19 protein-coding genes are annotated in these 22,747 nt (G+C 70.1%); 7 read left to right on the top strand and 12 right to left on the bottom strand.

All coding sequences use genetic code 11. The features are described from left to right. Positions 1–29 precede the first annotated feature (29 nt). Positions 30–1,019, top strand: a complete 990-nt coding sequence (locus tag VHAB30_RS22490) for a tripartite tricarboxylate transporter substrate binding protein (RefSeq protein WP_159278653.1) — start codon at positions 30–32, stop codon at positions 1,017–1,019. Positions 1,020–1,024: 5 nt separating this feature from the next. After that, positions 1,025–2,323, top strand: coding sequence for a hypothetical protein (locus VHAB30_RS22485; protein WP_159278652.1), 1,299 nt, complete (start codon positions 1,025–1,027; stop codon positions 2,321–2,323). 10 nt (positions 2,324–2,333) lie between these two features. Here VHAB30_RS22485 and VHAB30_RS22480 read toward each other — a convergent pair whose 3' ends face one another. The 5 genes from VHAB30_RS22480 to VHAB30_RS22460 all read right to left on the bottom strand — a co-directional run bounded on the left by VHAB30_RS22480 (position 2,334) and on the right by VHAB30_RS22460 (position 8,783). Then, positions 2,334–3,314, bottom strand: coding sequence for an AraC-like ligand-binding domain-containing protein (locus VHAB30_RS22480; protein WP_095949470.1), 981 nt, complete (start codon positions 3,312–3,314; stop codon positions 2,334–2,336). Positions 3,315–3,466: 152 nt separating this feature from the next. Further along, positions 3,467–4,774 carry an MFS transporter gene (gene tcuC / locus VHAB30_RS22475; RefSeq protein ID WP_159278651.1) on the bottom strand — a complete coding sequence of 436 codons (1,308 nt, stop codon included), beginning with the start codon at positions 4,772–4,774 and terminating at the stop codon, positions 3,467–3,469. Between the two features lie 126 nt (positions 4,775–4,900). After that, the gene (locus VHAB30_RS22470; protein ID WP_174250269.1) at positions 4,901–5,593 is read right to left on the bottom strand and encodes a redoxin domain-containing protein; all 693 of its coding nucleotides are present in this window, start codon (positions 5,591–5,593) and stop codon (positions 4,901–4,903) included. Between the two features lie 126 nt (positions 5,594–5,719). After that, positions 5,720–7,948 carry a protein-disulfide reductase DsbD family protein gene (locus tag VHAB30_RS22465; RefSeq protein WP_174250268.1) on the bottom strand — a complete coding sequence of 743 codons (2,229 nt, stop codon included), beginning with the start codon at positions 7,946–7,948 and terminating at the stop codon, positions 5,720–5,722. A gap of 61 nt (positions 7,949–8,009) precedes the next feature. Beyond that, the gene (locus VHAB30_RS22460; RefSeq protein ID WP_159273730.1) at positions 8,010–8,783 is read right to left on the bottom strand and encodes an alanyl-tRNA editing protein; all 774 of its coding nucleotides are present in this window, start codon (positions 8,781–8,783) and stop codon (positions 8,010–8,012) included. 130 nt (positions 8,784–8,913) lie between these two features. On the opposite strand from VHAB30_RS22460, the gene VHAB30_RS22455 reads away from it, so the two are divergent. Beyond that, complete coding sequence (locus tag VHAB30_RS22455) at positions 8,914–10,272, top strand: PQQ-dependent sugar dehydrogenase (protein ID WP_159278650.1); 1,359 nt, start codon at positions 8,914–8,916, stop codon at positions 10,270–10,272. A gap of 7 nt (positions 10,273–10,279) precedes the next feature. Here the strand turns inward: VHAB30_RS22455 and VHAB30_RS22450 are convergent, their stop codons facing one another. Further along, positions 10,280–11,320, bottom strand: a complete 1,041-nt coding sequence (locus VHAB30_RS22450) for a LacI family DNA-binding transcriptional regulator (protein WP_159273732.1) — start codon at positions 11,318–11,320, stop codon at positions 10,280–10,282. 147 nt (positions 11,321–11,467) lie between these two features. On the opposite strand from VHAB30_RS22450, the gene VHAB30_RS22445 reads away from it, so the two are divergent. Genes VHAB30_RS22445 through VHAB30_RS22435 form a run of 3 tightly spaced genes read left to right on the top strand, consistent with a single transcriptional unit; the run spans position 11,468 to position 15,005 of the window. Beyond that, positions 11,468–12,844, top strand: a complete 1,377-nt coding sequence (locus tag VHAB30_RS22445; protein ID WP_159273733.1) for a uracil-xanthine permease family protein — start codon at positions 11,468–11,470, stop codon at positions 12,842–12,844. Between the two features lie 38 nt (positions 12,845–12,882). After that, positions 12,883–14,295 (top strand): amidohydrolase family protein, encoded by a 1,413-nt coding sequence (locus VHAB30_RS22440; RefSeq protein ID WP_159273734.1) that lies wholly within the window; start codon positions 12,883–12,885, stop codon positions 14,293–14,295. Continuing rightward, positions 14,292–15,005, top strand: coding sequence for a sulfite exporter TauE/SafE family protein (locus tag VHAB30_RS22435; RefSeq protein ID WP_159273735.1), 714 nt, complete (start codon positions 14,292–14,294; stop codon positions 15,003–15,005). Before VHAB30_RS22440 ends, VHAB30_RS22435 begins: the two co-directional genes overlap by 4 nt. Here VHAB30_RS22435 and VHAB30_RS22430 read toward each other — a convergent pair. Beyond that, positions 14,997–15,596, bottom strand: coding sequence for a GNAT family N-acetyltransferase (locus tag VHAB30_RS22430; RefSeq protein WP_159273736.1), 600 nt, complete (start codon positions 15,594–15,596; stop codon positions 14,997–14,999). The genes VHAB30_RS22435 and VHAB30_RS22430 overlap by 9 nt on opposite strands. Before the next feature lie 19 nt (positions 15,597–15,615). Further along, a complete protein-coding gene (locus tag VHAB30_RS22425; protein WP_159273737.1) occupies positions 15,616–16,626 on the bottom strand; it encodes a zinc-binding alcohol dehydrogenase family protein in 1,011 nt (336 codons plus the stop codon). Between the two features lie 89 nt (positions 16,627–16,715). Between VHAB30_RS22425 and VHAB30_RS22420 the strand changes: the two genes are divergently transcribed. After that, positions 16,716–17,624 (top strand): LysR family transcriptional regulator, encoded by a 909-nt coding sequence (locus VHAB30_RS22420; RefSeq protein ID WP_159273738.1) that lies wholly within the window; start codon positions 16,716–16,718, stop codon positions 17,622–17,624. A gap of 307 nt (positions 17,625–17,931) precedes the next feature. Here the strand turns inward: VHAB30_RS22420 and VHAB30_RS22415 are convergent, their stop codons facing one another. The 4 genes from VHAB30_RS22415 to pgaB all read right to left on the bottom strand — a co-directional run bounded on the left by VHAB30_RS22415 (position 17,932) and on the right by pgaB (position 22,747). Then, entirely contained in the window at positions 17,932–18,729 is a 798-nt protein-coding gene (locus VHAB30_RS22415) for an SDR family oxidoreductase (RefSeq protein WP_159273739.1), read from the bottom strand. Positions 18,730–18,847: 118 nt separating this feature from the next. Then, positions 18,848–19,414, bottom strand: a complete 567-nt coding sequence (locus tag VHAB30_RS22410) for a PgaD family protein (protein WP_159273740.1) — start codon at positions 19,412–19,414, stop codon at positions 18,848–18,850. Beyond that, complete coding sequence (gene pgaC, locus VHAB30_RS22405; RefSeq protein WP_159273741.1) at positions 19,404–20,684, bottom strand: poly-beta-1,6-N-acetyl-D-glucosamine synthase; 1,281 nt, start codon at positions 20,682–20,684, stop codon at positions 19,404–19,406. The genes VHAB30_RS22410 and pgaC overlap by 11 nt, the downstream gene beginning before the upstream one ends. Continuing rightward, positions 20,681–22,747: a poly-beta-1,6-N-acetyl-D-glucosamine N-deacetylase PgaB gene (pgaB, locus tag VHAB30_RS22400; RefSeq protein ID WP_159273742.1), complete on the bottom strand. Its 2,067-nt coding sequence runs from the start codon at positions 22,745–22,747 to the stop codon at positions 20,681–20,683. Before pgaB ends, pgaC begins: the two co-directional genes overlap by 4 nt.

The following is a 22,747-nucleotide window of genomic DNA, read 5'->3' as shown; positions in this document are numbered from 1 at the left end:
GCCGTCGCGGCGCACCGCAAGGAAGACGCATGACACAGCAATGGCCCCGCAGGGCCGCCGGCCTCGGCCTTCTCGCACTGGCCCTGGGCGTCGCTTCGACGTCGCAGGCATCGCAGCCGCAGGCCTATCCCGACCGGATGATCCGGCTCGTCGTGCCCTTCACCGCCGGCGGCAGCTCCGACGTGCAGGCCCGCATGCTGGCCGACCGGCTGGGCAAGCTGTACAAGCAGTCGGTGGTGGTCGACAACAAGCCCGGCGCGGGCGGGCACATCGGCGGCAAGTTCGTGGCCGATGCACCGGCCGACGGCTACACGCTGCTGCTCGGCTCGATCGGGCTGCACGCGACCTACGGCGTGTTCAAGAAGCTGAGCTACGACCCCGCGACCGACCTGAAGGTGGTCACGGTGCTGGCCGAGATGCCGCACGTCGTGGTGGCCCACCCCGCGCTGCCCGCCAACGACCTGAAGCAGCTGGTGGCGCTGGCGCGCAAGCAGCCGGACACGATCAACTTCGGCTCGGCCGGCGTGGGGTCGTCCGTGCACATGATCGGGGAGCTGTTCAAGCTCACGGCCAACGCGCCGATCGTGCACGTGCCCTACAAGGGCAGCACGGCCGCGCTGAACGACCTGCTGGCCGGGCAGATCCAGCTGATGTTCGAGAACCCGCCGACCACGCTGGCCCACATCCGCGGCGGCAAGCTCAAGGCGCTGGCCGTGACCGGCAAGGCCCGCCTGCCGGCGCTGCCCGAGGTGCCGACCGCGATCGAGTCGGGCTTCCCGGCCTTCGAGGCCACCTCGTGGACCACGGTGGCGGTGAGCGCCAAGGTGCCCGACGCCATTGCCGACAAGCTCAATGCCGACATCCGCAAGATCGTCGCCGCGCCGGAGTTCCGCCAGGGCCTGTCGGAGCAGGGCATGACTCCGGTGGCCAACACGCGCGACGCCGCGACGCGCTTCATCGCCGCCGAGAAGCTGCGCTGGGACAAGGTGATCCAGCAAGGCCGCATTGCCGCGGAGTGAGCCCCATGTCGTCGAACCCACTTCTTGAACAACCCCGTCTCGCGCCCGTGCCCTGCCGCCGCGTGGGCGATGGCGCGCAGCACCATTTCTTCGGTTACTACAACAAGAGCGCCTGGGACCGCAGCGGGCGCTATCTGCTGGCGCAGCAGGTGCCCTGGATGGACGCCGAACTCACACCGACGGCCGCCGCCCGCATCGGCTACTTCGACCTGCAGGACAACGACCGCTTCCATGCGGTGGGCGACACCACCGCATGGAACTGGCAGATGGGCAGCCAGCTACAGTGGCTCGACGGCGCGCCGGGCCGCCAGCTGGTCTACAACAGCCGCACCGGCGATGCCGATGCGTTCTACCCCGGCTTCGGCGCCACGGTGCTCGACGTCGACACCGGCGCCAAGCGCCTGCTGCCGTTGCCGATCTACGTGGTGGCGCCCGACAGCCGCTGGGCCTTGAGCGTGGACTACCGGCGCCTGTACATCACGCACCGCACCATCGGCTACAGCGAAGCCGGCGGGCCGTTCGAGCTGCCGCTGGCACCGGCCGACGACGGCATCCACGCGACCGACCTGGCCACCGGCACGGCGCGCCTGCTGCTGAGCTACCAGGACCTGCGTCGGTTTCATCCGCGCGCGTCGATGGACAAGGCGATCCACTGGGTGAGCCACATCGAGGTCAACCCGTCGTCGTCGCGCGTGCTCTTCCTGCACCGCTGGACCGAGCGCGTCGAGGACGAGACCTGCTTCCTGCACCGCCTGCTCACGATGAACCCGGACGGCTCCGACCTGCGCCTGCTGGAGTGCTCCGACCACCCGCTGCCGCAGCTGGCGGACGACTTCGACCCGACGGCCGTGGGCACCTTCGACTACGAGAAGTCGGAGTACCAGATCTCGCACCCGCTGTGGCAGGACGACGAGCACATCATCGTGTGGGGCCCGCACGCCGGGAAGATCCACTATCACCTGTACCACGACCGGGAGGGCGGCGAGGTCCGCGTGATCGGCGACGGCGTGCTGGTGGAGAACGGCCACATGACCTTCTCGCCGGTCAACACGCGCTGGCTGCTGAGCGACACCTACCCCGACGCACGCACGCACGAGCGCGTGCTGTTCCTGTTCGACATGGCCACCGGCCGGCGCCACGACCTGGGCAGCTTCTACGCCTCGCCGGCGCTGAGCAAGGAGAACCGGTGCGACCTGCACCCGCGCTGGCGCCGCGACGGGCTGCAGGTGTGCATCGACTCGGTGCACGAATCGCAGCGGCAGATGTACATCGTCGACGTGTCGGGGATCGTGGGCAGCCCCTGAAGGGGGGCGCCTAGTGCGTCAGCGCCGGCGACGCCGCCCGCTGCGCCTCGCGCCGCTGGAACTCGCGCGGCGACACGCCGTACTGCGCCTTGAACACGCGGCAGAAATGCGCGCTGCTGTTGAAGCCCCAGGCGAAGGCGATCTCGGACACCGAGGCGCGGCCGCCCGCGGCCTGGCGCAGCGCCTCGCTGCAGCGCTCCAGGCGCATCTGCCAGATGAAGCGGTCGAGCGTCTGGTCTTCGTCCTCGAACACGCGGTGCAGGTAGCGCTTGGAGCAGCGCAGCTGCTGCGCGATGAGGTCGAGCGACAGGGCCGGGTCGGCCAGGTGCGCGTGCACGAACTGCTTCACGCGCGCCTTCAGCACGCCGGGCAGCGGCTGCGCGCCGAACTGCTCGTCGGCGTGCGTGGCGAGCGTGGAGGCCAGCAGGCCCAGCACGGTGTCGCTGACCGAGCGGCCGACGGCGTTGGGCAGCGACGGCAGCTGGTCGGCCAGCGAGGTGAGGAACGAACCGAGCACCGCGTACAGCCCCTGCATGGCCGGCGTGTGGGCCTCGCAGGTGTGCAGGTCGGGCATCTTCATGCCCTTGAACTGCTGGCGCGGGATCGTGATGGCCAAGAGGCGCGAGCGCTCGGGGTTGGTGATGGCGTAGGGCACGCGCGGGTCGTACAGGCTCCAGTCGCCCGGGTGCAGGTGGAACTCGCGGTCGCGCTGCGAGATGTGGCCGTGGCCTTCCAGCTGCAGCACCAGCTTGTAGTGCTCGTCGAGCGCGATCTCGCGGTGCGTGTCGGGCCGCGCCACGCGGTGCGAAGGCGCCTCGATCATGAACATGCCCAGCGGCCCGAGCTCGTAGGCGTCCATGCGCGCGTCGAACGGGCCGGGGTCGAGGCACTGCACGCGCAGCGCGCCGAAGTACGACTCGTTGATGCGGCCCCAGCAGGCCTGCCGGTCGGCCGGGTGTTCGAGCCGGGTGCTGAAGTGGTGTGCGTTCATGCCGTGGTTCCCTGGGGGCGCCGGAAGCGCTGGTGCAGGATAGGCAGGTCGGCGCGCGCCATCATCGGTACTTCCACCCGGGGCGGCAGGGGCGGTGCGCTCCCGGTCAACGGCAGGTGCGCGCTGGGTCAATGCCCGCGGTTCTCTCCTTCTCAGACGGCGGGCACGCGGCTCGCGTCGGCCGGGTCGACGTTGCGGCGGTACAGCACGAGCGTCGCGATCAGCCCGCAGGCCGCGGCGGCCGTCATCCACAGGCCGGGCGCGCCCTTGTCGCCGGTCATTTCGATCAGGCCCGTGGCAATCGCCGGCGTGAAGCCGCCGAACAGCGCCGTGGCGAGGCTGTAGGCCAGCGAGAAGCCCGCGGTGCGCACGCTGACCGGCATCACCTCGGTGAGCGCCACCACCATCGCGCCGTTGTAGCTGGCGTACAGGAACGACAGCCACAGCTCCACCTCGAGCATGCGCGCGAAGCTCGGCGCGCCGACCAGCCACTTGAGCGACGGGTAGGCCGTGAGGATGGTCAGCACGGTGAACAGCACGAGCAGCGGCTTGCGCCCCACGCGGTCCGACAGCGAGCCCATGACCGGCAGCCAGAAGAAGTTGGAAATGGCCACGCACAGCGTGACGATCAGCGCGTCGGTCGTGCTCAGGTGCAGCACGGCCTTGCCGAAGGTGGGCGTGTAGACTGTGATCAGGTAGAACGACACGGTGGTCATCGACACCAGCATCATCCCGGCGACCACGAGGCCCCAGTTGGCCACCATCGAGCGGAAGATCTCGCGCGCGTTGGGGCGGTGCTTGCGCGCCATGAACTCCTCGGTCTCCTGCCGCGAGCGGCGGATGATGAACAGCACCGGTACGATCAGGCAGCCGACGAAGAAGGGAATGCGCCAGTAGAAGTCGCCGATCTCCTGGGGCGTGAAGGTCACGTTGAGCCAGTAGCCGAGCGCGGCGGCGACAACGATGGCGACTTGCTGGCTGGCCGACTGCCAGCTCACGTAGAAGCCCTTGCGCCCCGGCGTGGCCATTTCCGACAGGTACACCGACACGCCGCCCAACTCCACGCCGGCCGAGAAGCCCTGCAGCAGCCGGCCGACCAGCACCAGCAGCGGCGCGATCACGCCGATGGTCGCGTAGCTCGGCACGCAGGCGATGAGCAGCGTGCCGACGGCCATCAGCGCGAGCGTGACGATCAGCCCCTGGCGGCGGCCCACGCGGTCGACGTACGCACCGAGAAAGATCGCGCCCAGCGGCCGCATCAGGAAGCCCGCGCCGAAGGTCATGAAGGTCAGCATCAGCGACGCGAACTCGTTGCCCGCGGGGAAGAAGGCCTTCGAGATCTGCGTGGCGTAGAAGCCGAACAGGAAGAAGTCGAACATCTCCATGAAGTTGCCGCCGGTCACGCGCAGGACGGTGGCGAATTTCGAGGAGGAATGCGCGTTGGCAGGCGCGGAAATCATGGTGTGTCCCCTGGGGCGGTGTTGTGGGCCCCAGGGTAGGTCGGGGTTCCCGACCGGGACCTGACGGGGGGAGTCAGGTAGCTGTCAATGCGGCGCGCCGCACAGTGGGCGGCGCGTGTACACGCATCAACTCTTGTACTTGATCGAACACCCGTACGGCCGCGTGCTCGCCATCGACACCGGTTTTCCGCCGGTCACTTCGCCCAGCGCCTGGTTCACGTAGTTGGTGGCGGTCTTGATGTCGTCCACGCGGGCCGAGGCGATGCTGTCGATGCCGCCGGCATACACCAGCGTGCCCTTGGGATCGATGATGAAGATGTGGGGCGTGGTGCGCGCGCCGTAGACCTGGCCGATCACGCCGTCTTCGTCCATCAGCACGGCGGTGGGCGCGGCTTTTTGCGACTTCATCCAGGCGTCGAGTGCGTCGGCCTTCAGGTAGTCGCTGGCGGCGCGTTCGGTGGAGTTGATGGCGAGCCAGACCACGCCCTTGTCGGTGGCCGCCTTCTGCGTGGCCGGCATGTTGCCGCTGCCGTAGTGCTTGCGCACGAAGGGGCAGCCGGGGTTGGTCCATTCGAGCACCACGAACTTGCCTGCGAAGTCGGACAGCTTGTGCTTGGCGCCGGTGGTGTCGACGGCCACGAAGTCGGGCGCCTGCTGGCCCACGGCGGGCGCGGCGAAGGCGTTGGTGCCCATGAGGAAGGTAGCGCCCAGCGCGACGGCTGCGGCCACGACGGCGCGGCGGGAAGCGCGGCTGAGGGCGGCGCGTGCCTGGCGCGCGGCGCGAAGGGAGCGTGAGTCGACAGTGGGCGAGAGCGTCATGGCCAGCTTGAACTCCAAAAAACAAAATTCCAAACAACAACTGCAGCTTAGAACGGTTTCTTCAAGTGCGTGTGACAACCCATGACAGCGGCGTTGTCATCTCGTTTCAATTCACCGCATCGGCGCTCAAAGCGCTGCCAACGCGGCGCGCACCTCGTCTTTGCTGAGGATTTCGGTCAGCACGACGGGCGCCTTGCCCGGTGCCTGCAGCACGTACACGGGCACGCCGCTGCGGCCCAGCGCGGTGAGCGCGGCGGTGATGGCGGGGTCGCGCCGGGTCCAGTCGGCGCGCAGCATGGCGACCTGCTTCGTGTCGAAGTCGGCGAGCACTTCGGCGTCGGCCAGCGTGCTCTTCTTGTTGTACTGGCAGGTCACGCACCAGGCGGCGGTGAAGTCGATGAACACCGGCCGGCCCGCGGCCGCCATGTCGCTCACACGCTGGGCCGACCACGGCTGCCAGCGTTCGCCGTCGTTCGGTGCTGCCGAGGCCAGCTTCGCAGTCGGTTCAGGCACCTGCACGATGTTGCGGCCGATGGTGCCGGCCAGCACGGCGGTGAAGGCGATCATCACGGTGGCGATGACGACGCGCGTGCGTCCGGTCAGCGTGAGCGCCCAGACCACGGCGGCCAGGCACACCAGCAGCGCGAGCAGCGTGCCCGCGCCGTCGATGCCGCTTTGCTGGCCCAGCACCCAGACCAGCCAGGCCACGGTCGCGAACATCGGGAAGGCGAGCAGGCGGCGCAGCGTGTGCATCCACGGGCCCGGCTTGGGCAGCAGGCGCGCCACGGCCGGCACGAAGCCCGCCACCAGGTAGGGCAGCGCCAGGCCCAGGCCCAGCGCGGCGAACAGCAGCAGCGCCTGGGCCGCCGGCAGGCCGATGGCAAAGCCCAGCGAGGCGCCCATGAACGGCGCGGTGCAGGGCGAGGCGATCACCACGGCGAGCACGCCGGAAAGGAAGTCGTTGGCCAGCGGATGCTTGGCCTGCGCGCTGCACACCGACTGCGGCGCCGCGCGGCCGAACTCGAACACGCCGGCCAGGTTCAGCCCGAGCAGGGTGAAGAGCGCCGCCAGCGCCGCCACCACGCCGGGCGACTGCAGCTGGAAGCCCCAGCCGAGCTGCGCGCCGGCCGCGCGCAGCGCCAGCATGGCGCCGCCCAGCGCGAGGAACGACAGCATCACGCCGCCCGTGTAGGCCAGGCCCGCCTTGCGGTGCGCGCTAGCGTTGCCCGCCTGGCGCGCGAAGCCCAGCACCTTGATCGCGAGGATCGGGAACACGCAGGGCATGAGGTTGAGCAGCAGGCCGCCGAGCAGCGCGCCGAGCAGGGCGACGATGAAGGTGCCGGCGGGCTGGGCCTGCGCAGCGGCAGCAGGGGCCGCCGCCTGGGCCGCGTTGGCGGCCAGCGCCGCCTGCAGCGCGGGCGACACCTCGGCGGCGCGCGGTGCGGCGGTGGCGGCGGGCCAGGTGCCCGACACCGGCGCCTCGGCGCGCCACGCCACGGGTTGGCCGGCCTGGCGGTCGGCTTCGGCCAGCGCCACCACCACCGGCATGGCGGTGGGGCTTTCGCTGCGCTGGTCGGCCAGCGGCACGGTGGCGGTCCAGGTCGCACCGTCCCAGGCCTGCGTCCAGTCCTTGCCGGAGACGGCGGCGGTGCGGATCACCTCGGGCGTTTCGGGGAAGAACTCGAGCGTCTTGCCGCGCACGGCGGCGGGCAGGCCTTCGAGGCGCACCTTCAGCTGCTGGCCCTCGACGGCGATGGTGCCGGGCGCGCCCAGCGGCTGCGGCTGCGCGGCCTGCGCGGTGTCGAAGGCTGCCTTGTTCAGCGCGGTCGAGCCGCGCGTGGGCAGCGAGAGCGTGAACTCGCCCTCTTCAGGAATGCATTCCTTGCGGCAGACCAGCCAGGAGGCCTGCAGCTTGATGTCCATGGCCGGCGAGCCGCCGGTGAGCGCCACGTCGGGCTTGTAGAGCGTCGAGACCTCGAGCGGCACCGGCAGCAGCACGGTGTTCTCGTAGCCGTAGTTGGCCAGCGTGCCGACCGGGATCTTCTTGGGCACCGGCCAGGCGATCTCGCCGGTCGAGACGCCGGCGGGCAGCGTCCACTTCAGTTCCGTCGGAAGGCCCGAATCGCCGGCGTTCTTCCAGTAGGTGTGCCACTCGGGCTGGTGGGTGATCTGCAGCCCGACCCAGACCGGCGCGCCGGGCGCCACGCCCTGGGGCGCATGGGCGACCAGTTCGGCGCGCACGTGGGGGGTGGTGACCACGGCCCCGGTCTTCGGGGCCAGCTGGGCCGCAGCCGGCATGCAGGCTGCGGCGGTAGCTATCAGAAAAGTAGCGAAAGAGATGCGCGAAAAGGTCATGCCGGTCAGTCGGAGCCAGAGGGCGGGGCGAAGTTCCTGAGGGCCGGGTCTTTCCCGAGGCTCAGGCTGCGGAGGCCGCGGGCCAGCCCAGGACCACGCGCCGGGTGGTCGCGCTCTTCTTCTCGATCTTGGTGACGACCATGGCGCCGATTTCCGCCGTGTTGGCCACGTGCGTGCCGCCGCAGGGCTGGAAGTCGATCGACGGCGCGCCGCCGTCTTCGCCCGTGCCGCCGATGCGGATGGTGCGCACCGTGCCCGTGCCGCGCGGCGGCTGCACGCTCATGCTCTTGACCAGCGCGGGGTTGGCGTCGAGCTCGGCGTCGGTGATGGCGCCCACGGTCAGCGGGTGGGCGGCCTCGACCAGCCTGGCGAGGCCCGCGGTGAGCGTTTCCTTGTCGAGCGGGTCGATGATGTGGAAGTCGATGCGCGCGTACTCGGGCGTGATCGAGCAGCCGTTCACCGGCACCGGCACGAGGTGGCACAGCAGGTGGCTGGCGGTGTGAAAGCGCATCAGCCGGTGGCGGCGCTCCCAGTCGAGGCGGGCGGTGACGGTGTCGCCGAGCGCCAGCGCGGCCAGCAGATCGGCCTGGTCGGGCGCGGGCACGTGGACGAACTCGGCGGTCGGCTGGCCCTCGGCGTCCTTGGCCTTGCGGGTGTCGGCGATGGCGATTTCGCGGCCGTCGGCGAGCACCAGCACGCCGGCATCGCCGGCCTGCCCGCCGCCCAGCGGATAGAACACGGTGCGGTCCAGCACGATGCCGGTGTCGTCGATGCGCAGGATGCGGGCTTCACAGGTGCGCAGGTAAGCGTCGGCGCGGAACAGGTCGTCGGTCATGCGGCGATGGTAGCGACGATGCGCGAAGGAGGTGCGCGCACGCCGGAAAGCGCCCACGACCGACACGCCCGCGCCGTGCGATTGCGCATGATCCGGCGGTCTGCGGCCGCCCGCCGCGCAAGGAATCCGCATGAACGCATCGCCGCACCTTCCCGTCCGCCTCGCCCTGTCCGCAGCGGTCGTGGCCGCCGTGCTGCTCGTCGCCGGCTGCGGCGAGACCGCCAAGCTCGCGCCCGAGCTCACGACCGGCCCTCGGCCTCAGCTGGCCGATCCGAACAAGACGCTGATTCCCACCGTCAACGTGGCGCCCGCCGTCGGCTGGACCGACACCGCCGCGCCCACCCCCGCCGAGGGCCTGCGCGTGACGGCGCTGGCGCGCGGGCTGGACCACCCGCGCTGGGTCTACACGCTGCCCAACGGCGACGTGCTGGTGGCCGAGAGCAACAAGCCGCCCAAGCCCGAGGGCAGCGGCGCCGGCGGCCCGGTCGCCAAGGTGCGCAACTGGGTCATGGGCAAGGTCATGGGCCGTGCGGGCGCGGGCGTGCCCAGCGCCAACCGCATCACCCTGCTGCGCGACGCCGACGGCGACGGCCTGGCCGAGGTGAAGCAGGTGTTCCTGGCGAACCTCAGCTCGCCCTACGGCATGGCGCTGGTCGGCAACGAGCTCTTCATCGCCAACGCCGACGCGCTCGTGAAGGTGCCTTACACCGAGGGGCAGACCTCGGTCAGCGCCACGCCCACCGTGGTGACGGCGCTGCCCGCCGGCCTGAACCACCACTGGACCAAGAACGTCATCGCCAGCGCCGACGGCAGCAAGCTGTACGTCACGGTCGGCTCCAACAGCAACATCGGCGAGAACGGCATGGCAGCCGAAGAGGGCCGCGCCGCGATCTGGGAGGTCGATGCAAAGAGCGGCGAGAAACGCCTGTTCGCCAGCGGCCTGCGCAACCCCAACGGCCTGGGCTGGGAGCCCGAGACGAACGTGCTGTGGACCGTGGTGAACGAGCGCGACGAGATCGGCAGCGACCTCGTGCCCGACTACCTCACCTCGGTGAAAGAGGGCGCCTTCTACGGCTGGCCCTGGAGCTACTGGGGCGGCGTGGTCGATGCGCGCGTCACGCCGCAACAGCCCGAGCGCGTGGCCAAGGCGCTGGCGCCCGACTATGCGCTGGGCGCGCACGTCGCGCCGCTGGGCCTGGTGTTCTCGCACGCGCGCGGCATGCCGCCCGAGTTCGCGAACGGCGCTTTCATCGGCGAGCACGGCTCGTGGAACCGCAAGCCCAAGTCGGGCTACAAGGTGGTGTTCGTGCCCTTCATCGGCGGCAAGCCGAGCGGACCGCCGGTCGACGTCCTCACGGGCTTTCTGAGCGCCGCCGAAAAGGCCCACGGCCGGCCGGTCGGCGTGGCGCTGGACAAGGGCGGCGCGTTGCTGGTGGCGGACGACGTGGGCAATGCGGTGTGGCGCGTGTCGCGCAGCAAACCCAACTGACGCGCGATCAGCCCCGGCGTGCCGACGACAGGCGCGGCACCAGCTGCGCCGCCGGCCCGTCGACGCGGCGCCGGCTGGTGTCGCCGCGCAGGTGGTCGAACAGCAGCGCAATCGCCTGCTGTGCCACCTCGTCCAGGTGCAGGTCGACGGCCGTGAGCGGCGGCACGCAGGTGCGCGCGCGCAGGCCGTCGTAGCGCGTGGCGACCATCACGTCTTCGGGAATGCGCCGGCCCGATTCGCGCACGGCCGTCACCGTGCCGGAGGCGAACGCGTCGACCGGCACGCAGAAGGCGTCGATGTCGGGGTGCGCCGCCAGCAGCGCCAGCGCGGCCTGCCGCCCGCCGTTCTCGCCCTCGGCCTCGTCGACCAGCGACAGCAGCGGTGCCTGCCCGCGCGCGGCGGCGAAGGCCTGGTAGGCCGCCTGGCCTTCCACATAGGAGTTGCGCGCGGCCGAGCCGAGGATCATCGCGACCTTGCGCGCGCCCTGGTCGTGCAGGTGCTCGAGCAGCAGGCACGTGGTCTGGCCCGAATGGATGTCGACATAGGGCGGCATCGCCGGCCCGTCGGCCGTTTCCTCGGCCGGCTTGCCGATGGCCACCACCGGCAGGCCGCGCCGCAGCAGGTACGCCAGGTTGAGGTCGCCCGCCGAAGGCTCGATGACCAGCGCGCCGTCCACGTCGAGCAGCTCCATGGGCACGCGCCCGGTTTCCATCGGCGGCGCCAGCACCAGCGCCAGGCGGCGGTCCAGCGCCGCCGCGGCCGCCACGGCCGCCACCTCCATCAGGAAGCCCAGGCGCGACGGGCCACCGGCCACCGCGAAGGGCATCGACGACAGCAGCACGATCATGTGCGCCTCGCCCGTGCGCAGCCGCTGCGCATTGCGGTTGGGCCGGTAGCCCAGCTTCAGCGCCGCCTGCTCGACGCGCGCGCGCGTTTCCGCATCGACCTGGCCCCGGGCGTTGAGCGCGTGCGAGACGGTGGTCGGCGACACGCCCGCTTCGCGCGCCACATCCTTGATGTTTGCCCGCGGCGATGGGTTGGTGCTCATCCCGTTGACCTTTTCGAAAAGCGGTGATTCAATTCCCAAATCGTTTTGGGGCGCCATGCCACGGAATGTACTTCACCCGCTTCGGCGGCTTTTTTTGCCAGTGCGCCCAAATCGATTTGGGCGCGGTCCCGGTTCAAGGATTCCATGATGTCCCGTGTGCCCGATGCCTCTGCTGTGCCCCCGGTCGTGCCTGTCGGCGCGCCTTCCGCCATCGCCCCGGTCGATGCGGTGCTGCCCCTGTCGCAACTGCTGCTGTTCGGCCTGCAGCACGTGCTGGTGATGGCGGCCGTGCCGATCACGTCGGTGTTCCTCGTGGCCAAGGCGCTGGGGCTGGAGTCCGCGCTCACGGTCAACCTGATCAGCGCCACCTTCCTGCTGTGCGGCGTGGGCACCCTGCTGCAGTCGTTCGGGCCGTGGAAGTTCGGCGCGCGGCTGCCCTTCGTGATGGTGCCGGGCGGCGCGCCGATCGTGATGTTCGTGACCATCGCCCAGCAGCGCGACCTGCAGACGGCCTCGGGCGCGGTGATCCTCACGGCGCTCTTCTACTTCCTGGTGCTGCCGGTGTTCGCGCGCTGCCTGCGCTACTTTCCGAAGATCGTCATCGGCACCTTGCTGCTGCTGGTGTCGATCAACCTCGTGAAGGTGTACGGCGGCATCATCGCGGGCAAGGCCGGCACGTCCACCTTTGCCGACCCGGTGAACATCGGGCTGGCGCTGGCAACCATCGGCTTCACGGTGCTGTTCGCGCGCGTGTTCAAGGGCACGCTCGGCCAGCTCGCGGTGCTGCTGGGCCTGCTGGCCGGCACGGTGCTGGCCGCGGCCTGCGGGCTGATGGACTTCAGCAGCGTGGCGGCCGGGCCCTTCTGGAGCGCGCCGACGCTGCTGCCCTTCGGCATGCCGCGCTTCGACCTGGTGGCGGCCGTGCCGCTCCTGATCTTCAGCATCATCTCGATGGTCGAGGCCACGGGGCAGACGGTGGCGGTGGCCGAGGTGGTGGGCCGCAAGATCGATCCGCGCGACGTGGTGCCGCGCACCATCCGCGGCGACGCGCTGGTGTCGCTGGCGGGCGGCCTCTTCGGCACCTCGATGATCATCACCAGCGGCGAGAACATCGGCATCGTGCGCGCCACCAACGTGCGCTCGCGCTACGTGACGGCCGCCGCCGGCGTGATCCTGATCCTCATCGCGCTGTCGGCGCCGCTGGGCCGGCTGGCCAGCGCCATTCCGTCGGCCGTGGTCGGCGGCACCGCGATGGTGGTGTTCGCGATCATCGGCACCATGGGCATCGACATGCTGCGCAAGGTCGACCTGCACGAGCGCGGCAACATGTTCGTGCTGGCCGGCGCGCTGACCATGGGCCTGCTGCCCATCGTCGTGCCGGGCCTGTACAGCCGCTTTCCCGACACGCTGCAGCTGGTGCTGGGCAACGGCCTGGCCATGGGCTCGCTCACGGCGGTGGTGCTCAACCTGGTGTTCAACCGCGTGCAGGCCGACAGCCCGGCCATCGCACCGGCGCCGCAATGAGCGCCTCTCCATTTCCTTTCCCGTTCTCTCCTTTCACCATGTCTCCTGAACTCGATGCCGCGCACTTCGCGGCCGACGAGCTGCTGCTCGTTCCCGACCACCTGATGCTGCGCGACGGCCCTGCCACCGGCCATGCCGTGCGCATCGCAGGTGGGCGTTTCCGCGAGGTCGGCCCCGCCGACGCGCTCATCGCCCGCCACCCGCAGCTCACGCCGCTGCACCTGCCCGGCAAGCTGCTGATGCCCGGCATGATCGACGCGCACCACCACCTCACGCAGTCCTTCGGCAAGTCGCTGGCCTATGGCGAGCCGTCCGAGATCTTCCGCCGCGTGTGGGTGCCGCTCGAGTCGAGCCTGGACGACGAGTTCGTCTACATGGCCTCCAAGCTCGCGGCGCTCGAATCGCTGCGCGGTGGCTTCACCACCGTGTGCGACGCGGGCACGCGCGCGCCGGGCGACATCGGCGCCGTGGCCGCCGCCGTGCAGGAGGCCGGGCTGCGCTGCGTGCTGGGCCTGATCTGCAACGACGGTGGCAACGACAGCAGCGCCGCCGACCGGCAGGCCATCCAGGCGCACGCCGCGCAGTTCCTGCAGCAGTGGTCGGGTGCGCCGCTGGTGCATCCCTCGCTTGCCATCTCGGTGCCCGAAGCGGCGTCCGACGAGATGCTGGTCGCCGTGTCGGCCCTGTGCGCCGAGGCGCGCACGGTGTTCCAGACGCACGTCAACGAACACCTCGCCTCGGTCGAGCGCTCGGTCGTGCAGCGCGGCAGGCGGCCGCTGGAGCTGCTGGCGCACCTGGGCGCGCTCGGCCCGCAGGTGCTCATTGCGCACGGCACGCTGGTTACGCCCTCCGAACTCATGGTGCTGCGCGACACCGACACCGCCGTGAGCTACAACCCCGTTGCCAGCCAGTGGAAGGGCAACGCCGTGGCGCCCGCGAACCTGATGGCCGCGCTGGGCATCCGCTTCGGCCTGGGCACCGACGCCACGCGCAGCGACGCCTTCCGCCTGATGGACGCCGCCGAAGCCGCGCAGAAGCTGGCCTTCGGCATGGCCATCGGCGATGCATCGAGTGGCGGCGGCTGGACCTGGTTCGACCACGCGACGCACGAAGGCGCGCGCGCCGTCGGCCTGGGCCACCTCACGGGCGAGATCGCCGTGGGCAAGGCGGCCGACTTCCTCATCGTCGATGTCGACACGCCCGAGATGTGCACGTCGGTCGACCTCACGTGGGACCTCGTGCGCCTGGGCAACCGCGACCAGATCGTCGCCGTGTTCGTCGACGGACGCCTGCGCCTGTGGGAAGGCTGGCCGCCCGACTGGGATGCGCGCGCGCTGCAGCGCCAGCTGGCGCGCGTCGCCCACGCGGCCATGGACCGCGCGCCCATCGTGCGCCTGCATCCGCCGGCTGCCGCGCACCGCCGCCTGGCCTCGGAGCGGCACTCGCAGTGAGCGCGCAACACCTCGTCCTCGTCTCGCTCGCCGTGCTGTTCGCCGCCTTCGTGCAGGGCGCGACCGGCGTCGGCTTTGCGCTCATCGCCGCGCCGGTGATCGGCATCGTGCGCCCCGACCTGCTGCCCGTGTGCGTGCTGGTGCTGATGCTGCCGCTGAACTTCTACGTGATGTGGCGCGAGCGCGGCGCCATCGACCGCACCGGCGCCAGCTGGATCACCGGCGGGCGCCTGCTCGGCACCGTCGGTGGCCTGTGGGTGCTGGCGGCGCTGAGCGCGAGCCACCTGTCGCTGTTCGTCGGTGCCTCGACCATCGCGGCGGCCCTGTTCACGCTGATGATGCCGGCCTTCTCGCCGGGCCGCACCGCGTTCGTGGCGGCGGGGCTCGTCACCGGCGTCACCGAAACCGCGACCGGCATCGGCGGGCCGCCGCTGGCGCTGGTCTACCAGCACCAGCCGGCGCCCACCATGCGCTCGACCATTGCGCTGTGCTTCCTGGTCGGCGAACTGGTGTCGCTGGCCACGCTGATGGCGGCGGGGCGCATCGACGGCTCACAGCTCTACGCGGCGGCCTTGCTGTTGCCCGCGCTGGTCGTGGGCGCGGTGCTCAGCCGCGTGGTGCATCGCCGCATCAACGGCCGCGTGCTGCGCATCTTCGTGCAGGTCTTCGCGATCGTGTCGGGCGCCGCCCTGCTGCTGCATTCATTCTGAGGCGCGCTGCGCGGCCTGCCATGCCGCGCGGTCGATGCGAAACAGCCGGTGGCCGCGCAGCGCATCGCCTTCGGGCACCGCCGGATGCTCGAAGGCGCCGGCCACGTCCTCGTGCATGCCCAGGCGTGCCATCACGGCGGCCGAGCGCAGGTTGCCGTTGGCCGTGAACGCCACGATTTCTTCGAGCCCGAGCCGTTCGAAGCCGACCTGCAGCGCGCCGCGCGCGGCCTCGGTCGCGAAGCCCTGGCCCCAGCTGGCGCGCGACAGGCGCCAGCCGATCTCCACGCAGGGCGAGAAAGGCAGCGTGGCCATCGGCACGTTCAGGCCGGTGAAGCCGATGAACTCGCCCGTGTCCTTGCGCTCGACGGCCCAGAAGCCCCAGCCCTTCTGCGCGATGAGCGCGCGGGCACGGTGGGCCGCTGCGTCGCTCTCGGCGCGCGTGGGCAAGGGGAGCAGGAACTCCATCACCTGCGGGTCGCAGGCCAGCGCGAAAAATGGCGCGAGATCGCTCTCGCGCCATTGGCGCACCCGCAGGCGCGGGGTGTCGAATTCGATGAGGTGGGGCGGGGTGGGTGTGCTTTCGTCGGTCATGCGACCGATTGTGCGCAGATCAGAACCCGGCCAGCACCACCTTGCCCTGCGCCTTGCCGCTCTCGATGAGCGCATGCGCCTTGCGCAGGTTCGCGGCGTTGATGGTGCCGAAGCTCGCATTCGCCGTGGTGCGGATGCGGCCCGCGTCGACCAGCGCGGCCACTTCGGCCAGCAGCTTGCCTTGCTCGGCGATGTCGGGCGTGGTGAAGCGCGAGCGCGTGAACATCATTTCCCAGTGCAGCGAGATGCACTTGGTCTTCAGCGGCATCGCGTCAAGCACCTTCATGTCGTCGATCACCGCGAGCTGGCCCTGGGGCTTGAGGCTCTCGATGAGCTGCGCGTAGTGCTGGTCGGTCTGCGTGAGGCTGGCGACCATGTCGACTTCATCGATGCCGGCGGCCTTCAGTTCGGCGGCCAGCGGCTTCGAGTGGTCGATGACGACGTGCGCGCCCAGCGCCAGGCACCACTCACGCGTTTCGGCGCGCGAGGCGGTGGCGACCACGCGCAGCTTCGTGAGCTGGCGTGCGAGCTGGATGAGGATGGAGCCCACGCCGCCCGCGCCGCCGGTGATCAGCAGCGTCTGGCCTTCGCCGCCGTCCTTGGGCACCTGGAGGCGGTCGAAGAGCAGTTCGTAGGCGGTGATGGTGGTCAGCGGCAAGGCGGCGGCTTGCGCGTCGTCGAGGCTCTTCGGGGCGAGGGCGGCGATGCGCTCGTCGACCGCGTGCAGCTCCGAATTGGCGCCGGGGCGAATGATGGAGCCGGCGTAGTACACGCGGTCGCCGACCTTGAAGCCGGTCACGTCGCTGCCGATGGCCTCGACAGTGCCGACCGCGTCCCAGCCCAGCACCTTGGCCTGGCCGGCTTCGGGGGCGGCGTTCTTGCGGACCTTGGTGTCGACCGGGTTGACCGACACGGCCTTCACGCGCACCAGCAGGTCGCGCGCGCCGGGCACCGGGGCGGGGAGCTCGATGTCCTGCAGCGATTCGGGGTTGTCGATGGGGAGGGGCTGGTGGTAGCCGACGGCTTTCATGGGAAGAGACCTTCTTTCTGGAACGATGGCTGGACTGTAGGATGACAACGTCTGTTTGATAAGGTGGCCTGAATCACCAACACTTTCAAATGAAGATTGAAAATATATCGGACCTGCAGGTGCTCGTGCAGACGGCGCGTGGCGGCACGTTGACGGCGGCGGGGCATGCGCTGGGGATCACGCCTGCCGCGGCGAGTGCGACGTTGAAGCGGCTGGAGGCGCAGTTGGGGGCGCGGCTGTTCGAGCGGTCGACGCGGGCGATGCGCCTGACGCCGCAGGGGCAGACGCTGCTCGACTATGCGGTGCGTGCTTTTGAGCTGCTGGACGAGGGGGAGTCGTTGGTCACTGCGGATCGCGGCGAACTCGTCGGCACCTTGCGCGTGGCCTCGCCGTCGGACCTGACGCGCAGCACCTTGCTGCCTTGGTTCGACGAGTTCCTGGCGCTGCATCCGGGGGTGCAGTTGTCGCTCTCCGTCGGGGACCGGCCCTTGGACGTGATGCGCGACGAGGTGGACGTGGCGCTGCGCTACGGGGCGCTGGCCGATTCGCGGCTGGTGGCGCGGGCGTTTGCGCTGACGAATCCGGTGCTGACGGCTTCACCGGACTATCTGCGTCGGCATCCCTTGCCTCGGGTTCCGCAGGATCTGCTGCAGCACAACTGCCTGACGTTCAACCGGAGTGGGCGACGGCACCGGGTGTGGCGGTTTGCGCAGTTGGGGCAGTGGACGGAGGTGCGGGTGAATGGGGATCGGAGTGTGGATGATGCTTCGCTGGCGCGGGAGTGGACTGTGGCGGGGTATGGGATTTCGCTGAAGTCTGCTTTGGATGTCCGTAATGACATTCGGGAAGGGCGTCTTGTGCGGCTGCTGCCTGACTGGGAGACGGAGCCTTATCCGTTGCATGCGCTGTTGCCTAGTGGGCGGTTTGTGCCGGCTCGGGTTCGGGGGGTTGTGGATTTCCTGGCTTTGAAGTTCGAGGGGTTGTTGGCTTTGGGCTGAGGGTTTGGTTTCGGGGGGCGGGTCTCGCCCCGGCGGGCGACTCACTTTCTTTTGCTTCGCCAAAAGAAAGTAAGCAAAGAAAAGGCGACCCCACTGTCCGCGTCCCTCCGCTTCGCTGCGGGCAACCTGCGGTGCTCGCGTTTCGCGGGGTCTCGCCCAAACTCGCTTCGCTCAAACAAGGGCGAGCCCTGATCCGCGAAACGCTGCGCTCCTCGGCGCGGCCAGAGGGGGGGGAATGGTCGGGCCGTCGCTGCGCTCGGCCTTGGGGGGATCGCATCACTGCGTTCGCTCCCCCTGTTGTCCCTCGTCAGATCATCGGGGTCACGGCGCCATCCATCGCCACGATCGCGCCGGTCACATAGCTTGCCTTCGACGACGCCAGGAAGAGCACGGTGTTGGCGACTTCCTCCGGCGTCGCAATGCGCCCCAGCGGCAGGCGCGCAGTCGCGCGCTCCAGCGCTTCATCGGTGCCGATCCCCTGCAGCTTCGCATCCGCCTTCATCCCTTCCTGCAGCCGCGCAGTCAGCGTGAGCCCCGGATTCACGGCGTTCACGCGCACGCCCTTCGCTGCATAGGCCGCAGCCATGCCCGCACTCACCAGCATCAGCGCCGCATTGGCCGCACCGCCGGCCATGTGGACGGGGCTCGCAACCTTGCCGCCCTGGCCGATCACGTTGACGATCGCGCCGCGGCCGCGCGTGCCCATGCGCTTCACGATCGGGTCGATCATGTGGATGTAGGTGAAGTACTTGGCGTCCATCGCGTCGTGCCACGCAGCGGGCGTGAGCTCGTCGGGCGGGGTGCGGCGCGCGGCGCCTGCCGAATTGACGAGCACGTCGACAGGGCCGAAGGCCTGCTCGGCGGCGTCGAGAGCGGCCACAGCGCCGGCGGGGTTCTTGAGGTCGGCGGCGTGCAGGCTGATGCGGCCTTCGGCTTGCGGGAACGCGGCGAGCAGCGACTGCTGGCCCTGCTGCAGGTTCTGCAGGTCGCGCGAGACCAGGCTCACGCGCGCGCCTTCGCGCAGGAAACCCAGCGCGCAGGCCAGGCCGATGCCCTTGCTGCCGCCGGTGATGAGAACGTGCTGGTCCTGGAGCTGGAGGTCCATGTCGGGGTCCTTGGAAGAAGGTGAATCTGTCTGCGGCGCTGCCGCCGCGCGATTGAATCACCGCCCCGAAACCCCTGCAGCGACGCGGCCGAAAGGCCGCGTCGGTTGCCTCTGCGCGTCAGGCCTTGCGGCGCTTCGCTGGCGTTTCTTCTTCCAGCGCGGCCGGCGCGGTGTCGGTGGCGTCGCGCAGCTGGCCGTGGTGATCGTGGTGCGCCAGCAGCTGGCGCGTGCGTTGCCAGGTCGACAGGCGCGCGGGCGCGACTTCGATGTACGACGCCAGCGCGAACAGCGACGACTGCTCCTTCTCCGGCGGCGTCTCGCTGCGGTGCTGGCGGCGGCGCAGCGGGCCCATGATCAGCATCGAGGCGAGGATCACGCCGATGACGATGGCGTACAGGCCCAGCAGTTGAAGCACCTCGGGCTGGGAGCGCGCGCCCATCACGTAGGGCCAGGCGTACCAGATGGCGCAGAACCAGATCGCGACGGTGATCGCGGGACGCAGCACGCGCAGCCACAGGTACATGGCCAGGGTGCGCGCCGGCGAACGGCCGTTGCCGAAGGCGTGCAATGGAATGCGCGCGGCGTCGATGATGGGTTCGTCCACCGCGGGTTGGCCCCACGAACGGGTGCGGGGCGGCGGGGCTTCGTGCAGCGCCGGCGAAGAGAGCGGGTTCTCAGGATGCATCGGAAGAAACTCCTCGGTCAGGGCTCGTCCACACCGCGCGCTTGCCGCGACGACGCATCAGAGCGTTGGGAAGGGCGACCACCGTGGTGGCCATCGTGATCGTCCAGAACGCGATCGGGTACCAGATCGTTCCGGCGAAATAGCGCATGAGGTCGCGGTCGTAGCGACGGTCGATCCACAGGCTCAGCAGCATCTGCAGGATGCAGGTCATGGCCAGCAGCGTGCCCTGCCAGTGCGGCAGCAGCGCCGAATGCCAGGCCGACTCGTGCGGCAGAAAGGGACGGATGAAGCTGATCACCAGCACCAGCGCCATCGCATAGGCCCACACCACGCTCACCATGTACTCGCTGTAGATGAGCCACAGGCGCCAGCTGCGCAGGCGCAGGATGGACGGCGTGATGCGCAGCATGGTCTGGATGCCGCCGACGGCCCAGCGCAGGCGCTGCTTCCACAGGCCGCGCAGGGTTTCGGGCATGAGGATCCAGCACAGCGCGCGCGGCTCGAAGCGCAGGCGCCAGCCGGCGAGCTGGAGCTTCCAGCTCATGTCGATGTCCTCGGTGAGCACGTCGGGGCTCCAGAAGCCCACCTCGAGCACGGCGCGGCGGCGGAACATGGCCAGCACGCCCGACACCGTGAACAGCGTGCCGATGAGCTGCTGCGAGCGCTTGATGAGGCCGATGATCGACGAGAACTCGCCCACCTGCATGCGCCCCAGCAGCGTGGTGCGCGTGCGGATGCGCGGGTTGCCGGTGACGGCGCCGATGCGATCCGAGGCCAGCATGCGCTTGAGCATCCAGGCGATGGCGTTGGGGTCGACCAGCGCGTCGCCGTCGATGCCCAGGATGTACTCGCCGCGCGCCAGCTGGCAGGCGGTGTTCAGGCCCACGGCCTTGCCCTGGTTGCTGGCGTTGTGGATCACGCGCAGGCGGCTGAACTCGAGCGTCATCTCGTCGAGCAGCTCGCCGGTGCCGTCGGTGCTGCCGTCGTTGACGGCGATCACCTCGTAGTTCGGGTAGCGCGTGCGCATGAGCTGCTCGATCACTTCGCGCAGGTGCGGCGCCTCGTTGAAGCAGGGCACCACCACGGTCACGAGCGGCTGCGAGGGCAGCAGCGGCAGCGGGTCGACCTCGACGTCGCGCTTGCGCTCGAACGACCACGCGTGCGAGAGGCCGCCCGCGATCCACACCCACGCCATGAAGAACGGGTAGTAGAAGACGAAGCCGAAGAGCACCGGCGGAATCAGGTCCACCAGCATCTGGAGCGTGTTCATCGGGGCTTCCCTCCTTCAGGCGGCAGCGTGGCGGCGTCGTGGTTGCGCCGGGGTGCGCGCGACAGCAGCGAGCGCACCGAGATCGCGCGGCGCACGGTCTCCAGCGAGGGCTGGTTGTTCAGGAAGTCGTCGGGGTAGTAGCCCAGGTGGCGCACGCCGGCGCGCTGCAGCAGCGTCCACTGGCGCGTGAGCTCGGCGTCGGCCACGGGTTTCCCGGTGCGCCAGTCGCGTGCCTGCAGCTCGAACACGGTGCGGTCCAGGCCGTGCGGCGTGGCGGCCGCGCGCTGCGCCAGGCGGCCCAGCCAGGCGTCGCTGTCGGCTGGGGTGCGGGCCTCCTGCTCCATGCGCGGCATGGCCATCAGGCCGACGTAGTCGTAGGCGGCAAGCGAGGCTTCATAGTTTTGGGCAAACCATTGCTCGGCTGCGGGTTCGAGCACCGGCCGCGCGTAGAGGTTGCGCGCCGTCTCCAGCGCGGGGCGCCAGGTCCCCACGCGCGCCGCGAGTTCGTGCGTGAAGTCGATCAGGTAGCGGGTCTTCGCGGTGGTCCAGCGGGCCATGAGCGCGGGGTCGGCGCGCAGCGCGGCCACGTCGGCCGGCAGGCCCCAGCGGCGGTAGGTGTCGAGCGCGGCGGGGCTGGCGTCCTCGTCGTCCGAGAGCATGGCGTCGTCGTGGAACAGCAGGCCTTCGAAGAAGGTGTGGCGGCCCAGGTCTTCGTACAGGTCGCCGACCAGCGTGCGCACGGCCGGGTCGAAGGGCGAGAGCCGGTGGTAGCGGTCGGCCGGCGCGTCGCCCTTGAGCGTGCGCACCGTGTGCGTGGCCAGCGGGTTCGACGCCGGCAGCCGGTAGGCGGTGACGGGCATCCACGCATAGACCTTCACGCCCGTGCGGCTGCGCAGCTGCCAGGCGGCCCGGGCGAACAGGTCGGCGCGCATCGGCAGGTGGCGGTTGGGAAAGTACAGCGCGTCGGCCACGCCGTCGCCGTCGGGGTCGGCATAGGCCTGCAGGAACACCGAGCGCGGGCGCACGGCGGCCACGCGCTCGATCAGCGCCGAGAGGTTGCGCTCCTGCTGGGCCGGGTCGGCGTCGTACACGTAGTCCAGGTCGACGTGCATCACGCGGTTGATCGGGCGCACCTCGCCGCCCACCGGGCTGCGCAGCATCTGCACGTAGTCGGGCGCCTCGTTGTCGTAGGCGGCCAGCGCGCGGCGGATGCGGCTGAGCGGAATCTCCTTCGTGTTCGCGCCGTCGTCGAGCGTGAAGGTGATCGGCATGCCCACGCGCGCCGAGGCTTCCAGCGCGGGCGTGTTGTAGGCGCCGTAGGGCCACACGGTGGCGCGCACCTTGGCGCCGGTGCGCTTCTCGATCAGCTCGCGGCTGCGGCGCAGGTCGGTCTCGATGCGGCGCAGGTAGGCGGCGTCGTCCTCGTATCGGCCGGTCTTCGGGTCGTAGCGGTGCGTGGCCGCGGCGGGCAGCATGTTGCCTTGCGGGTTGGCCTGGATGCCGGTGTGCATCGCGTCGGTGTGGCTGGCGAACTCGACCAGCGGCGAGCGCGCCATCTCGGCGGCCTCGCGCCACAGCAGGAAGTTCTCGCGCGGTGCGGGCTTGTCGCCCCAGTGCACGGGCTGGCCTTCGGGCACCTCGAGCCAGCTCGTCACGAGCGCGAACAGCGCGGGGTAGTTGAAGCGCTGGAGCAGCGGGAACACGTGCGTGTAGGCACTGCGGTAGCCGTCGTCGAAGGTCAGCAGCACGGGCTGCGAGGGCAGCGGCTTGCCGCCGCCGCGCGCATCGATGATCTGCTGCAGGCTGACCGGGTGGTAGCCGCTGTGGCGCAGCCAGGCGAACACTTCGGCGAGCGTGCGCTCGTCGATGGCGGTTTCGTCGGGCGAGGTCTCGAAGCTGGCGCGCACGTTGGGGCGCACGTCGTGGAACGAGATCACGCGGAAGTCGACGCCGTTGTCGGGGTCGGCGGGCAGCACTGGCGCGGCCAGTGCAGGCAACGCCGTCGCCAGCAGCAGCCCGAGCAGGGCCGCGCGCAGCCGGAGGAAGAAGGTGGGGGCTTGCAT

The sequence above is a fragment of the Variovorax boronicumulans genome (assembly GCF_009811375.1).
Taxonomy (GTDB): Bacteria; Pseudomonadota; Gammaproteobacteria; order Burkholderiales; family Burkholderiaceae_C; genus Variovorax; species Variovorax boronicumulans.
This window is presented reverse-complemented; position numbering and strand designations above follow the sequence as displayed.

Coding starts and splice junctions, on each gene's coding strand:
- VHAB30_RS22490 (WP_159278653.1), top strand. CDS start 30: ATGACACAGCAATGGCCCCGCAGGGCCGCCGGCCTCGGCCTTCTCGCA.
- VHAB30_RS22485 (WP_159278652.1), top strand. CDS start 1,025: ATGTCGTCGAACCCACTTCTTGAACAACCCCGTCTCGCGCCCGTGCCC.
- VHAB30_RS22480 (WP_095949470.1), bottom strand. CDS start 3,314: ATGAACGCACACCACTTCAGCACCCGGCTCGAACACCCGGCCGACCGG.
- tcuC (WP_159278651.1), bottom strand. CDS start 4,774: ATGATTTCCGCGCCTGCCAACGCGCATTCCTCCTCGAAATTCGCCACC.
- VHAB30_RS22470 (WP_174250269.1), bottom strand. CDS start 5,593: ATGACGCTCTCGCCCACTGTCGACTCACGCTCCCTTCGCGCCGCGCGC.
- VHAB30_RS22465 (WP_174250268.1), bottom strand. CDS start 7,948: ATGACCTTTTCGCGCATCTCTTTCGCTACTTTTCTGATAGCTACCGCC.
- VHAB30_RS22460 (WP_159273730.1), bottom strand. CDS start 8,783: ATGACCGACGACCTGTTCCGCGCCGACGCTTACCTGCGCACCTGTGAA.
- VHAB30_RS22455 (WP_159278650.1), top strand. CDS start 8,914: ATGAACGCATCGCCGCACCTTCCCGTCCGCCTCGCCCTGTCCGCAGCG.
- VHAB30_RS22450 (WP_159273732.1), bottom strand. CDS start 11,320: ATGAGCACCAACCCATCGCCGCGGGCAAACATCAAGGATGTGGCGCGC.
- VHAB30_RS22445 (WP_159273733.1), top strand. CDS start 11,468: ATGTCCCGTGTGCCCGATGCCTCTGCTGTGCCCCCGGTCGTGCCTGTC.
- VHAB30_RS22440 (WP_159273734.1), top strand. CDS start 12,883: ATGTCTCCTGAACTCGATGCCGCGCACTTCGCGGCCGACGAGCTGCTG.
- VHAB30_RS22430 (WP_159273736.1), bottom strand. CDS start 15,596: ATGACCGACGAAAGCACACCCACCCCGCCCCACCTCATCGAATTCGAC.
- VHAB30_RS22425 (WP_159273737.1), bottom strand. CDS start 16,626: ATGAAAGCCGTCGGCTACCACCAGCCCCTCCCCATCGACAACCCCGAA.
- VHAB30_RS22420 (WP_159273738.1), top strand. CDS start 16,716: ATGAAGATTGAAAATATATCGGACCTGCAGGTGCTCGTGCAGACGGCG.
- VHAB30_RS22415 (WP_159273739.1), bottom strand. CDS start 18,729: ATGGACCTCCAGCTCCAGGACCAGCACGTTCTCATCACCGGCGGCAGC.
- VHAB30_RS22410 (WP_159273740.1), bottom strand. CDS start 19,414: ATGCATCCTGAGAACCCGCTCTCTTCGCCGGCGCTGCACGAAGCCCCG.
- pgaC (WP_159273741.1), bottom strand. CDS start 20,684: ATGAACACGCTCCAGATGCTGGTGGACCTGATTCCGCCGGTGCTCTTC.
- pgaB (WP_159273742.1), bottom strand. CDS start 22,747: ATGCAAGCCCCCACCTTCTTCCTCCGGCTGCGCGCGGCCCTGCTCGGG.